At 40.5% G+C, this 13,825-nt stretch carries 12 protein-coding genes; all 12 read right to left on the bottom strand.

All coding sequences use genetic code 11. From position 1 onward, the window contains the following. Nucleotides 1-156: 156 nt before the first annotated feature. The gene (locus ACFX4L_RS03630; RefSeq protein WP_377403956.1) at nucleotides 157-1,950 is read right to left on the bottom strand and encodes an ATP-binding protein; all 1,794 of its coding nucleotides are present in this window, start codon (nucleotides 1,948-1,950) and stop codon (nucleotides 157-159) included. After that, nucleotides 1,947-2,663, bottom strand: a complete 717-nt coding sequence (locus tag ACFX4L_RS03625; protein ID WP_089361435.1) for a response regulator — start codon at nucleotides 2,661-2,663, stop codon at nucleotides 1,947-1,949. The genes ACFX4L_RS03630 and ACFX4L_RS03625 overlap by 4 nt, the downstream gene beginning before the upstream one ends. A gap of 296 nt (nucleotides 2,664-2,959) precedes the next feature. Further along, complete coding sequence (gene ccsB / locus ACFX4L_RS03620) at nucleotides 2,960-4,138, bottom strand: c-type cytochrome biogenesis protein CcsB (RefSeq protein WP_284470293.1); 1,179 nt, start codon at nucleotides 4,136-4,138, stop codon at nucleotides 2,960-2,962. Next, on the bottom strand, nucleotides 4,131-5,780 hold the full coding sequence (resB, locus tag ACFX4L_RS03615) for a cytochrome c biogenesis protein ResB (protein WP_377382993.1): 1,650 nt from the start codon (nucleotides 5,778-5,780) through the stop codon (nucleotides 4,131-4,133). Before resB ends, ccsB begins: the two co-directional genes overlap by 8 nt. 18 nt (nucleotides 5,781-5,798) lie before the next feature. Beyond that, the gene (gene resA / locus ACFX4L_RS03610) at nucleotides 5,799-6,329 is read right to left on the bottom strand and encodes a thiol-disulfide oxidoreductase ResA (RefSeq protein ID WP_061463917.1); all 531 of its coding nucleotides are present in this window, start codon (nucleotides 6,327-6,329) and stop codon (nucleotides 5,799-5,801) included. 208 nt (nucleotides 6,330-6,537) lie between these two features. Continuing rightward, nucleotides 6,538-7,278: a 23S rRNA pseudouridine(2605) synthase RluB gene (gene rluB / locus ACFX4L_RS03605; RefSeq protein ID WP_061463918.1), complete on the bottom strand. Its 741-nt coding sequence runs from the start codon at nucleotides 7,276-7,278 to the stop codon at nucleotides 6,538-6,540. Nucleotides 7,279-7,591: 313 nt separating this feature from the next. Beyond that, nucleotides 7,592-8,119 carry a spore maturation protein gene (locus tag ACFX4L_RS03600; protein WP_375166287.1) on the bottom strand — a complete coding sequence of 176 codons (528 nt, stop codon included), beginning with the start codon at nucleotides 8,117-8,119 and terminating at the stop codon, nucleotides 7,592-7,594. Between the two features lie 13 nt (nucleotides 8,120-8,132). Then, nucleotides 8,133-8,726: a nucleoside recognition domain-containing protein gene (locus ACFX4L_RS03595; protein WP_061463920.1), complete on the bottom strand. Its 594-nt coding sequence runs from the start codon at nucleotides 8,724-8,726 to the stop codon at nucleotides 8,133-8,135. Continuing rightward, nucleotides 8,719-9,879, bottom strand: coding sequence for a D-alanyl-D-alanine carboxypeptidase family protein (locus ACFX4L_RS03590; protein ID WP_377382990.1), 1,161 nt, complete (start codon nucleotides 9,877-9,879; stop codon nucleotides 8,719-8,721). Before ACFX4L_RS03590 ends, ACFX4L_RS03595 begins: the two co-directional genes overlap by 8 nt. A 168-nt stretch (nucleotides 9,880-10,047) precedes the next feature. Then, nucleotides 10,048-11,694 carry an FAD-dependent oxidoreductase gene (locus ACFX4L_RS03585; RefSeq protein ID WP_284470290.1) on the bottom strand — a complete coding sequence of 549 codons (1,647 nt, stop codon included), beginning with the start codon at nucleotides 11,692-11,694 and terminating at the stop codon, nucleotides 10,048-10,050. Nucleotides 11,695-11,872: 178 nt separating this feature from the next. Further along, a complete protein-coding gene (ahpC, locus tag ACFX4L_RS03580) occupies nucleotides 11,873-12,436 on the bottom strand; it encodes an alkyl hydroperoxide reductase subunit C (protein WP_057217417.1) in 564 nt (187 codons plus the stop codon). A gap of 439 nt (nucleotides 12,437-12,875) precedes the next feature. After that, entirely contained in the window at nucleotides 12,876-13,751 is an 876-nt protein-coding gene (locus tag ACFX4L_RS03575; RefSeq protein WP_284470289.1) for a superoxide dismutase, read from the bottom strand. Between the last annotated feature and the right edge of the window lie 74 nt (nucleotides 13,752-13,825).

The raw sequence follows: 13,825 nt of genomic DNA, 5'->3' as shown, positions 1-13,825 counted from the left end.
GCTTTAATCTTATTATAAAATTCCGTAAATTGCCACATATCCGAGGCTTCTCATCTTTCTCCTAAAAAAAAACAAAGACAAGTTGGAAATGAATCCAATTGCCTTTGTCTTCACAGTTTTGTATGAAACAAGATTTTTTGGCAAGCTACCCGTCATTCATTCAGCATTTTCCATAATTCGAGGCAGGATAAAACTGAACGTTGTCCCTTTATTAGGTAAACTGTTTACCGAAATGTAGCCGTCATGGGCATTGATTATATTTTTTACGATTGCCAAACCCAATCCGGTACCTGATCTGCCGCGGGTCCTTGCTTTATCCGCTTTATAAAACCTCTCGAATACAAAAGGTAAATCCTCTTCGGGAATACCTGATCCAGAGTCCCTCACATCAATGATCAGACCCCTTCGATCACTAGTCCTCTGGATGACATCAATGTTACCGCCTGAAGGAGTATGACGAATCGCATTATCAATTAAATTAGTCAAAACCTGTTCAATCCGGTCAGGGTCAAATTGCCATTCGATTTCATTGTCTTGAAGACTGGCTGATATTGTGATCCCCTTTTCTTTGGCAAGTCCGGAAAACTTACTTGTTATCCGCTTTAAATAAGGAGATATAGGCACACATTCAAAGCTAAGGTTCATTTTTCCCGATTCCAATTTAGCCAGATCAAGCAGGTCATTGACTAAACGTCCCATTCTCAAAGATTCATCATAGATGATTCGGGCCATTTCCACCTTTTCCTCTTCACTGCTCGCAATGTCATCTACGATCGCTTCAATATATCCTTGCAACATAGAAATTGGCGTTCTTAACTCATGGGAGACATTCGCTATGAAATCCGTCCTAAGTTTGTCCATACGTCTTTCATCACTCATATCCCGTATGATGGCCACCGCTCCCCGGATATTGTCGGCATTTGTATATAGCGGGCTGACAATCAAACCCCAATCACGGCCTTGCAAGGTAATTTCACCGACTCGCTCCTTATCGAAGGACTCTGATTCATCAAAAAGATTCATCAAAACCAAGGGGACATTCACGTTATCCTCCCGGTTATAGCCTTTCTCAAAGTACCAGGATTGCAGAAACCTTTCCGCTGGCGGATTCGTTTCAAGGATTGTGCCATCTTTATTGAAGGTAATGACCCCATCAGCCATACTGCTAAGAATGCTTGAGAGATGTTCTTTTTCCTGACTAAGTGCATTCATATTGAATTTCAGTTGCTTTCTCATCTGATTAAACGCTATGGCCAACTCACCAATCTCATCTTGAGTCAAGATAGGAACCTTTGTATCAAATTTTCCCCGGGCAATCGCTAGCGCGGCTTCCCTCATCTTCACCAATGGGGCATTGATTCTTGTAGATAAAAAGAAAGCAAAAATCGTTGTCAATATGATGGCGATGCCCGCTGCCAATAAAATGAACTGTGTAGTGGACTTTGTGGTTTCTTCCATGGATTCCAACGATTGAAATAAGAAAACTTCATCCTGTTCCCCATTCAATTCAAGTGGAATCCCTACAACAATTGCGGATAATTCCTCTTTACCCGCATCATCGGATAACGCGATTTCCTTTTTGACTGTCTTTCTATCCGTAAAAACCTTGAGCAATTCGGGATCATTCTTAATGAATTCCGCCGTGATTTCAAACTCCTTTTCTCCTCCGATGGATGAGAATACCATTTTTTCATCGTTAAGAATGATCATTTTCGTTTCGTTGCCTATTAATTCCGAAGCTATTTGTAAAACCTCATTGTTAGATCCTTGATGGTCATTGGTTACCTTAATGATTTGTTCAGCCGTTTTGGTTAAATTATTTTCAATATTTTCAATTTGGAAGTTCTGAAAGAATTCGACCAGCAGAACGGTTAAAACGATTAATACAAACGACACGAGCAATAGGATCGTTGCCCATAGCTTCCCAACAACACTGCCCCATAGCATCAGTCATTAATGACTTCGAACTTGTAACCTACACCCCAAACAGTGACAATCATCTTGGCTGCGTTTTCGGATATGCGGTTTAATTTTTCACGTAAGCGTTTAACATGCGTGTCTACAGTTCGAAGGTCTCCAAAGAATTCATAGTGCCACACTTCTTTTAACAATTGCTCTCTATCGAAAACTTTATCGGGGGATTTCGCTAAGAAATATAATAATTCATATTCTTTTGGTGTTAAAGAAACCTCTTTGCTATCAGCAAGTACACGGTGGGCATCATTATCGATCGTTAGATGTGAGAAGACGATCACATCTTTTGCCGTTGTTTCCGTCTGCATGTAACTCGTGCTTGAAGAGCGACGTAATAAAGCTTTTACCCTTAACACGACTTCACGAGGACTGAACGGCTTTACGATATAATCATCGGTACCCACTTCGAACCCTTGAACGCGGTTCACTTCTTCCCCTTTAGCAGTCAGCATGATAATAGGTGTCGTTTTCTTCTCCCTTAATTCACGGCAAACTTCGATTCCATCTTTACCAGGCATCATAATATCCAATAAAATTAAATCATAATCATTATCAAGGGCTTTTGATAAAGCCATATCTCCATTTTCAGCTTCATCGATTATGTATTCTTCTCTTTCCAAATACATCTTTAACAGCCGGCGGATTCTTTCTTCATCATCCACCACGAGAATTTTAATAGCATTATACATTATGTAATCAGCCTCCTATCATATATTCTACAAAATGAAAACTTCAATGACTAATACTTTTTCCTTTCAAAGTACGATAAGATACCATTTCGTATAGATTCTTTGGACTTTTTCACCATTTTGTCACAAAAAAAGACTTCAACCGCTCACATAGAATTCATGATGGCCATTTCACCGAAATATCCTTTTAAAGTGAGAGGCACGTAAAAAGGGATCATTCTCCAGAAAAATCGATTAGCCAACTCCTCGACGTTTCTATCAAAAGACCCCCTTCATCTAATTATTACAATACAGATTCAAGCATATGAATGCAAACCAGCAATTACAAGATTAACGAATATCAAGTTAAATATCATTATGGCAAAACCGATGACGGCAAGCCAAGCTGATTTTTCCCCTTGCCACCCCTTTGACATGCGCAGATGCAAGAAAGCCGCATAAAACAACCAGGTAACCAGTGCCCATACTTCTTTCGGATCCCAGCCCCAGAATCGTGTCCAGGCCACTTGAGCCCAGATCATTGCAAAAATGAGGGCACCGAGTGTAAAGACCGGAAAGCCGATAAGGACCGAACGATAACTAATCTCGTCCAATAAATTCAAATTCACGTTTTTAACGATCGGTTTAATCAATGCCGCCACTCTTTTGCGAGCAATCAGCCTTATTAGGCCATAGAGGACGAGCCCCATACCGATTGACCAAATGACTGTATTCAGTTTCTTAGCATTGATCAATGGAGGCATGTTGACCAGTGGTTCAAACCGATCCGCCTCGGTTAGTTTCCCTTCATTTGGACCCACTAACGCCGGGAGATTGAATTCCTGTTTAACCTCAGCACCATGTTTATCGACCCAATCAAAATTCGCCTTATAATCCATGGCCGCAAAAGTAGAAGTGATGATGACAAAACCGATAGTGCTGACTAATGTGAACATGATGACTTCAAGCCAGAACGTTCTTTTGCTTGATTTTGCCTGATCGACGAATTTGACTAAGTAAATGATGGCTGCAACGAAACTTATGGCTAGGATCGACTGTCCTGCCGCTGCAGTCGTTACATGGATATGGAGCCAATCGCTCTGCAATGCAGGAATGAGTGGCGAAATTTCTGTAGGGAACATACTTGCATATGCGATTATCAATAACGCAATCGGTAAAGCGAATAACCCAAGGGCGGGTGTTTTATAAAGGAAATAAATTAATATGAAAGCACCGACCAGCATCATTCCGAAAAAGGTCGTAAATTCAAACAGGTTACTTACCGGGGCATGGCCGGCAGCGATCCATCTAGTGATGAAATACCCAATTTGCGCAGTGAAACCGAGAATGGTAATGAAAATGCCCAGTTTAGCCCATTTATTTTGTTTCTTTTCCTCCGCTCCACTTTTATCCTTTATCGATCCCCCGAATAAAAAGGTAGCGAGCAGATATAATAAGAAAGCTGCATATAAAAAGTTACTGCTTAATTCAGCCATTTAAAACTTCCCCCTTAGTAGAAGATTTCTCCTCCTCAAGTTGATCCGTTGGTTCGCAAAGAGATGTTGATTCTATCGCTTGTTCTATATCTCTTTTAATACCGTGCCAGTTTTTGTTTGTATGGCCGGCCATTAATATTTCATCATCCTTCCTCTTGATCCATATACGCCGGTGATTCCAATAAGAGCCTTGGACAACGCCTATCATGAAAATGATTCCACCTGTGAATAGGATCCAAAGCGTTAAATCCTTCCTTACGGTCAAAGCCGTGACATCTTGGGTTTCCACACCATTAAAAGCCATTTTATAAGTGTTTTCCCCTAAAGGCTCCACAGTCTCTTTAATCGCAACGAAACTGACTTCACCCTCTGGCTTATCCGGAGTATGCATTTTAAAGATAAATGCTGGATTATTCGGAATCTTCGATATCGTTCTAGGTACACCTTTTTCATCGAATTCGAAATCAGGGAAGTAACTGATCAAATCAACAGAATATCCTTCCTTCAACTCGTATTTCTTTTGAGGATTATTCAAATCAACCTTTAAGCTGCCATATTTCTCCTCGGTTTTTTTATTTATTAAATTAAAAGCCATCGTACTGAGCTCATCAAGCTTATAATCTACTTGGTAAAGGGCATAATGATCATATTTCAGAGGTTCATTGACTTTGATTTTATAATCTTTTACCTTATCAAGATCCACCTTTTCCCCTGGTATTGATTCTCCCTTGCGCTCATAGAGCGTAACATCAGATTGATAGGTTTTGGCTATCGTACCGGTTTTATCTATTGCAGCACTGTATTGTTCATCTTCTTCATTTCCTTTGTCATACACCTCTAAGGTGAATTCATTATTCTGAAGATAGTATTCACCATTTGTACCCGGGATTTCTTTTCTCTCACCTTCCCGTAGCCAAAGTACTTTGTCGATATACATCCCGGGGACAGAACGCAATAATGCTCCAATTAAGAAAATGATAAGTCCAATATGATTTACATAGGGTCCCCAACGTGAAAAACGCCCCTTTTCGGCAAGTATATGACCGTTTTCCTCGCGAATATGATAACGCTGCCTTTTTAATCTATTCTTTACTTCTTCAAGGTTTATATCTTGGTCTTCAAGCTTTGTCACTCCATAAAGCCTCTGACGCTTCATGAAACCGTCATGACGTGTGACCCCTTGTTTTTTTAATGATCGATATAATGGAAAAAAACGATCGATACTGGCAATCAGGAGTGATGTGCCCAGCATGCCTATGATAATCAAATACCACCATGAACTATATAAATTATGGAACCCGAGTTCATAATACACCTTCCCGAACCAGCCGTATTCCAGTTCATAATGTTCTGCAGGCGTCGCGGTTGAAGGTATATACATTTCCTGGGGTAAGATCGTCCCGATAGCTGAAGCGACCAAGGCAATGACAATGAGCGTCACCCCTACTTTAACGGAAGAAAAGAAGTTCCATATTTTATCGATGATCGTTTTTTTATATGTTTGTGAACGCCTGGCAGTTCCTTCATATCGCATATCAATAAGCTTGTTTTCTTTTTCGTTACCAAGGACCATCCCGCATTTCCCACAAATCTTTGTGCCAAACGGATTTACATGACCGCAATCGCATTTTACTTCTTTCATGTCAAAAACTCCCCAATATTATGGTTTAATTCTCTCCATATGCTTTTGGATGCTCTCTTCTGTCAAAGCTCCGGTGATGATATCTACCACTTTCCCCTCTTTATCGACCAAAAAGGTGACTGGCAAAATATCCACGCGATAGGCATTTTCCACTTCCCTGCCTTTATCGATCATGACTGGAAAGGTAAGATTATGCTTTGTAATAAAATTATTGACAGCATAGTCAGATTCCCCGACATTGACCGCTAATATCTCAACGCCCTGGTCCTTAAAGTTTTTATATTGATTTTCCATATAAGGCATTTCATATTCACACGGCTTACAATATGTACCCCAAAAGTTCAGGAAGACGCCTTTTCCTTTGTATTCAGAAAGTTTATGCTCTTTGCCTTCCATATCAGTCAAAACGAAATTGGGTGCATCTGATCCTTTTCTCAGACTTTCATTCTTATCTTTAGTGAAGTTCGTATAAAGGGCAAACACTAAAGCTGCACCTAAAAGCAGAAGAATGATGGTCCTGCTTATTAGGCGTCGCTTCTTCTTATCCATAGAGATCCTCCTAATGCCACACTAAATTTAACCATACCATTATACCATTCAACACCATGCCCATTTTATTTACATTTCTGAAGGTTTTGTGACATTCATTCCCGATTCATGAAAGAAAAGGTATTTACAGGTTGTTTTCCACCACCCATTCTTCCAGAGGAAGAATGGGGTAGTGGTTTCAACCTATTAATAAAGGAAAAATTCTTTTTTACATTCTCCGCTGTTTAGGTTCGGTCGATGCTAAAGTCCTCATTAATTTAACTTCATGTGGAGTCAGCTCCCTGGAATCTCCTGCTGTTAAACCGTCCAAAGTCAAGAAACCATATTGTTCCCTCTTCAATTTTATGACGGGATGGCCGATTGCTTCAAACATCCTGCGGACTTGCCTGTTCCTGCCTTCATGTATTGTGATTTCAACAATGGCCGTTTCCTTTTTTTTGTCGGTAGACAATACCCTAGTCTTGGCTGGAGCAGTCTTCCCATCCTCCAATTTGATACCTTTATCCAACTTTTTCAAGCTTTCACGCAAAGGCATCCCTTTTACTTTTGCAACATACACTTTATCCACTTCATGCTTCGGATGCATTAACGTGTTTGCAAATTCTCCGTCATTGGTTAAAATCAACAAACCTGAAGTATCGTAATCCAAGCGGCCAACTGGATAAATCCGCTCATTGATGTAAGGGAAATAGTCCGTTACGACTTTTCTATTCTTATCATCCGAAACTGCCGAAATGACGCCGCGCGGTTTATAGAATAGGAAATAAACAGGAGCTTCTTTTTCAAGCGGGACTTCATTAACCTGAACCTTATCATTAGGACCCACCTTCACGCCTAATTCCTTCACTACTTTGCCGTTCACTTTTACCTTGCCTTCTAAAATCAACTCTTCTGCTTTACGGCGGGAAGCCAGTCCAGCATGTGCTATCACCTTTTGTAATCGTTCCATCTATCTTCACCCCATAGTATAATCATTCGTTTGTTATTGTCTATACATACACAATCATACAATTATTACATATAGAGAGGCAAAAACAAAAGGTTTTTCGCGATTAAGAGCTTTTCTTTTATCAATACACTAATAATGAGACTGTTAAATGGTCTGGTTTCCATAATGAGTGTAACATAGCTTATTTTTCCATACAAAAAAATGTTTCTTTTAGATGAAAGTTTGGACCCCATTTAAAATCGATAGCCCATCATAGCCGTTAGTTTAAGAAAAAGACAAAAAAAAAAGAAATGGGATGCCCATTTCCTTCCTTTTACTTCATTCCGAAAACTAGTGTGACAACGATAACGGCAGCTATGATTCCGATCAGGTCCGCCAAAAGACCGACCTTAAGGGCATCACCCATTTTTTTGATCCCGACCGCTCCAAAATAAACGGTCAATACGTAGAATGTGGTGTCTGTACTTCCCTGAATCGTGGCAGCCAGGCGTCCAACGAATGAATCCGGTCCATAAACCGATATAAGGTCGCTGGTCATGCCTAAAGCGGCTGTTCCGGATATTGGTCTAATAATCGCAAGGGGTAAAACCTCAGACGGAAAATGAAGAAAGGAAAGCAATGGGTTTAATAATTGTACAATGAAGTCCAATGCCCCTGATGCCCTAAATACCGAAATCGCCACAAGCATGCCTACCAGGAAAGGGATGAGGGAAAAGGACATGTTGATCCCTTCTTTCCCACCCTCGACGAAGGTCTCATAGGTGGGAATCCTTTTCAATGTACCGTACAGTAATATACAGAGGATCAAAATCGGTATCATCCAAATTGATATGGTGGTCATCCAGTGCAACATCCTATTCCCTCCCGCTTCTCTTTCTCCTGTAATAAAAATATCGGTCTATCGCTATTCCTCCAACGGCAGAAATGGCTGTTGCTATTATGGTCGGGAAAACGATGTCCGTCGGGGAGTGGGCATCGTAATTCATGCGGATTGCAATAACAGTCGTCGGAATCAACGTTACGCTTGAGGTATTGATCGCTAAAAAAGTGACCATCGAGCGGCTTACCGTTGCTTTTCCTCCATTTAGTTTCTTTAGCTGCTCCATGGCTTTAATACCAAGAGGTGTAGCTGCATTCCCTAAACCGAATGTGTTTGCCATCATATTCGAAAGGATATATCCCATAGCCGGATGATTAGGCGGTACTTCAGGGAACAGCCATCTCATGAATGGCTTGAACAAGTTGGATAGTTTATCAAGCAGTCCCGATTCTTCCGCTATTTTCATCAAACCCAGCCAAAAGACAAGAATGCTCATCAGTCCCAGACAAAGGGTTACCGCTTCCTTTGCACTGACAAAAAGAGCTTTATTCACCTGATCCATGGTCCCATTAATCATGCCAAATACAATACCGATCACAAACATCCCAACCCAAATGTAATTAACCATTTTGTTCGATTCCCAATACCGCTTCAAATACCTCGGCCCATGATGATTGGAACGATTGTTGCTTGAAGCTTTCTTTTGATTCCCCATAAAAAATTGAACGCGTACCTATTTTCTTTCCATCGAGATAGATGGATGCCCTGCCGACCACTTCCGGGATTTTCCTTTTATCTTTCCAAACCTTCTGAGGCTTCAACAATTTCATTTTCACATTGACCAACTTTGTCTCTTCTTTTGTTAGTGGGTATGAAAAATCCTTTTTAATGTAGACATGCCCTTTATATATTTTATTTTCCATATTCTTTACCATGCCTTCAGGTAAAATTTCTGTTGGCTTATAATCCTTAAAGGCAGATTCGTACATTTGAATATGATCATTCCAATCATCCGGACCATTCAATGTCACTGCAATCAGGTCATGCCCGTTTTTTGTTGCCGTCGTGACCAAGGTACGTTTTGCTAGTTTGGTATACCCCGTTTTCCCCCCTGTGCAATACTCATATAATTGTGTAAGTAGGCGATTTTTGTTTTTCCATACATAATCCCATTGTTCTGTGGAATTAGGTGCCCTATGTTCCTTTGTGCCGGCAATCTTGGCATACGTTTCATTTTGCATGGCATAACGAGTGAGTATGGCCATATCATATGCGGTTGAATAATGATTTTTCGTATTATCCAAACCATGTGGATTTGAAAAATGAGTATTTTTCATCCCGATTTCTTCCGCCTTTTGATTCATCATCCAGACGAATCCATCCAGGCTTCCGCCAACCTTTTCACTGATTGCGACTGCTGCATCATTGCCTGAACGAAGCATCAAGCCATAAACCAAATCTTCGAGCTTAATTCTTTCACCTTCTTTTAAATAAAGGGATGATCCCTCCGTCCCGAAGGCAGTACTGCTCACCTTCACTTTTTCATCCATTAGTCCCGATTCAATAGCCAAGATAGCCGTCATTATTTTCGTAATGCTTGCTATACGATTCTTTTCATGGGCATTCACTTCATAAATGACCCTTCCGCTATCCTCATCCATTAAAATCGCACTATGGGCACTTACGGAAACCTTTGCTTTGGCGCTTTGTAAGGGTGCCATAAAAGACAACAGGAGAATGACGATACACAAACTTGATAACCCTTTATATGAAAAACGCATAAGTGCCCCCTCGTCTCTTTACTTGTTTTTGTACAAGTTTATGCAAATGGACAAGGGTTATGAATAAAAAGAATGTAAACCTTCATGATATCTCCATATTTTCAAAGTTCATTTCCAATAAATAAAAAAATCGATAGGAGGACAGTCCCCTATCGATTTAGTGTTCTATCATACTAATAATGCAGCGATTTCATCTATTTTCTTAGCGCCGAATACCACTTCTTCATCATTGATGATCATAGCCGGCACGCTCATGACTTTATATTTCTTCTTAATTTCCTGGAAATTGCTTATATCGACCATTTCAGCTTCAACGTTAGGGTTTTCAATCGCTATGCGCTGTGCACCCACTACAACGTCTGGACAGTAGTGACATGCCAATGAAACCATAACCTTAATGTTCGCTTTTTTACTGATTCCCTTAATTGAATTCAATACGGCTGAATCCAATGCCTGACCTGGTCCGGCCAGGTTATAGATAGCCAAGATGAAGGAATTCAGCTCATGGCCGCCTGGTACACCGTGGTATTTGACGCCGCTGTATTCACCATTTGAATTTAAGAGGGAAACGACTGGGAACTTATCTGCATTGATTTTTGCTTCAATTTCCGTATTTTCCCCCTTGTTGTATAACTCAAGATGAAGATTTTCTCCTAATTCCGCAACATCCAACAAGAAGTCTCGCAATTCGACTGATTTTGGCAAACTTTCATCGACGATGGACACCAATGTAACGTCGCTCTCCATCTTGCCGAAGATTCCCTTCAGTTGGCCACGTAACGCATCACTTAATAAAGCGCTCTTTCCTGCTGGGACAGCGGCCTGTTCTTTTTTCGCCGGTTTTTCAACTTCAGGTTCATCTTTAATGCCTAAACGATCTTTTTCTTCAGCAATATATTTGCCGGCATCCGTTGCTGCAATCGCTCCGTCAGATACAGCGGTGATAATCTGGCGCAAAGATTTTGGCCTTAGGTCGCCCGCCGCATATACACCCTTCACATTAGTATTCATATCATCATCCGTGAGAATGTAACCAGCATGGTCCATTTCGATATGGCCAGTGAAAATCTCTGTTTTCGGCTCGTAACCAATGAAAACGAATACTCCAAACGTACTGTCTTCTTCCTTCGCCTTATATTCAAATTCTTCTTTAGTCTCGTTATTGATGAAGCGGGCACTTTGAATCATCCCGTCCCCATATACCCCAAGGATCTCCGTATTGAATTTCACTTCAATCTTATCATTTGCCATCACTTTATCAACGATGGACGGGGCACACGAGAAGCTTGATTCCCGGGCGATGATTGTAACCTTTGTAGCAAAGCGTGTCAGGAATATAGCTTCTTCAGCGGCTGCATACCCTGCCCCGATAACGAAAACTTCCAACCCTTCAAAGAATTCGCCATCACAAGTTGAACAATAAGCTACACCGCGTCCAGTGAATTCCTCTTCACCCGGAAAGCCCAATGTTCTTGGAGTAGCACCCGTTGCAATGATGACGGCGCGGGCCTGGTAGTCCCCACCAAGGGTTTTAACGACTTTTATCTCACCGGAGAAATCCACGCCCGTTACATCAGCTTTGGCGAATTCCACGCCAAAATCTTCATTTTGAAGCTTCATTTCTTCAACCAACCTTGGACCCGAAATATGGCGGATACCAGGATAATTGGCTATTTCCGATGTAGTTGCAGCTTGTCCGCCGCCAGTTCCTTTTTCAAGAATTATTGTCTTTAGTTTAGCTCTTCCTGCATAAACGCCCGCTGAGAGGCCTGCAGGACCGCCGCCAATAATTAATAAATCATATATTTTTTTCATATTTGTTCTCCTTGCTGAAAGAAAATGCGTGCTAAACTGATTATTTTGAAAAACAAAAGGCACTTATTTTAGGTAAGTGCCTTTTGTCATTAGATCTTGTCGGACGAATTGTCCCAGTAATCGTAATCAATTGCTGGATATATCCATTAATCAAAGAAATGGATCATCCCATTAAAAATTAAAGTTTACCTACAAGGTCTAGGCTTGGTTCAAGAGTAGCTTCACCTGGAGTCCATTTTGCAGGGCAAACTTTATCTCCGTGTTCTGCTACGAATTGTGCAGCTTGAACTTTTCTCACAAGTTCTTCTGCATTACGGCCAATCCCTAAGTCATTAACTTCGTATGCTTTAATTTGTCCTTCTGGATTTACGATGAAAGTTCCGCGTAGAGCCAATCCATCCTCTTCGATTAATACACCGAATTGACGGGATAAAACGTTTGCTGGGTCAGCTAACATTGGATATTGAATTTTACCGATTGTATCAGTAGCATCAGCCCAGCCTTTGTGGCTGAAATGAGTATCTGTTGAAACTGAGTAAACTTCACAACCAATTTCCTTGAATGTTTCATAGTTATCTTGAAGATCAGCTAATTCAGTTGGACATACGAATGAGAAGTCAGCTGGATAGAAAAAGAATACTGCCCATTTTCCTTTAACATCTTCAAGTGTAACTTCTTTGAATTCTCCTGCATGGTAAGCTTGTACTTTAAAATCTTCAACTTGTTTATTGATCAATGACATAATAAATTCCTCCAATAGCTATTTTTTTATATGCTCCTATTTATAATAATTATTAAATAGAAATTAGTCAATAAATATACCTTAATAATTTTCAAGTTCACAAATTAGTCACAGTTTTTATATTGATATAAATCAATTATTTTAAAAAACCCATGGCACTTCAAAATCGCCTCTTTAACACATTTTAAATGTTATTTCAAGGTTAAAAACAAGACACATGCTCATTATTTCGGAAATTGATATCATCCCCTTTCCAATCAAATAAAAATATTCAAATGAGAATCAATGGCCGTTTCAAATAAAATTGTCAGTCATTCCTTTATATCATTGCCATATTTTCCCTAAAAGATTCTTAATACAGGATTTTCTGACAAAAAAAACGAACCATCACGGCTCGTCTGCGAATTGGTTTTCCTTAGACATTTCTTTATTTTATCAATTATTGTTTTTTCCAAATAAGCTTCTTCGCTTCTGTGAACCTTACCGCTGTTTGCGGCCAGTTTACAACGTCCCACCATTTGTCCACATACCCTGCCCGATTATTTTTATATTGCAGGTAATAAGCATGTTCCCATACATCAAGAACAAGGATCGGGATCGTATCCCACTGGGTCAACACCATATGCAATTCCGATTGAAGTATTTCTAGCCGCCGCGCACGTGGAACCCAGACTAAAATCGCCCAGCCAACACCTACTACCTGTTTGGCCGCTTCACTAAAATGACTTTTAAACGCTGCAAAGCTTCCAAAATCCTTCTCAATCTGTTTAAGTAAATCTCCCTTTGGCTGTCCGCCTCCTCCTGGAATCATCACTTCCCAAAACAGCGTATGGAGATAATGGCCTGACCCATGAAAAGCTGCTTCCTTTTCCCAATGCTTCAACAAGGAAAAATCTTTCGTCTCCCTCGCTTTTTGCATCATCAATTCCGCTTTATTCAGCCCATCGACATATGCTTGATGATGCTTATCATGGTGCAGATACATGATTTCCCTTGAAATCGTCGGTTCCAACGCTTCATAGGCATAAGGTAATGGCGGAAGTGTATGCCTCCCAATCGGCACTGATTGCCTTTCCTGTATACTGAATTCTCTAGCGAGTTCTTCAATTTCTTCGTAGACCCGTGCCATCTCTTCCTCAATCAGGACCATATCCTCATCATCCATTTCTTCCTCATTCAAATCTTTTGTCAACTGGGAAAGTCGTTCAATATTTGACAACAATTGCGAATCGGTGATATCGATCTTCTCAAGATATTCCATGACTCCATCAACCCATTCACTTACGTCTTTTGCATACTCTTCTACATCAGACATCTTCGAACCTCCTCTTAACCTTCATGCACTTTTAATCATCAAAGTATTTTATGTTTCGATTAAGCGGAGATTCC

The sequence above is a fragment of the Peribacillus sp. YIM B13482 genome (assembly GCF_042787975.1).
GTDB lineage: Bacteria > Bacillota > Bacilli > Bacillales > DSM-1321 > Peribacillus > Peribacillus simplex_A.
This window is presented reverse-complemented; position numbering and strand designations above follow the sequence as displayed.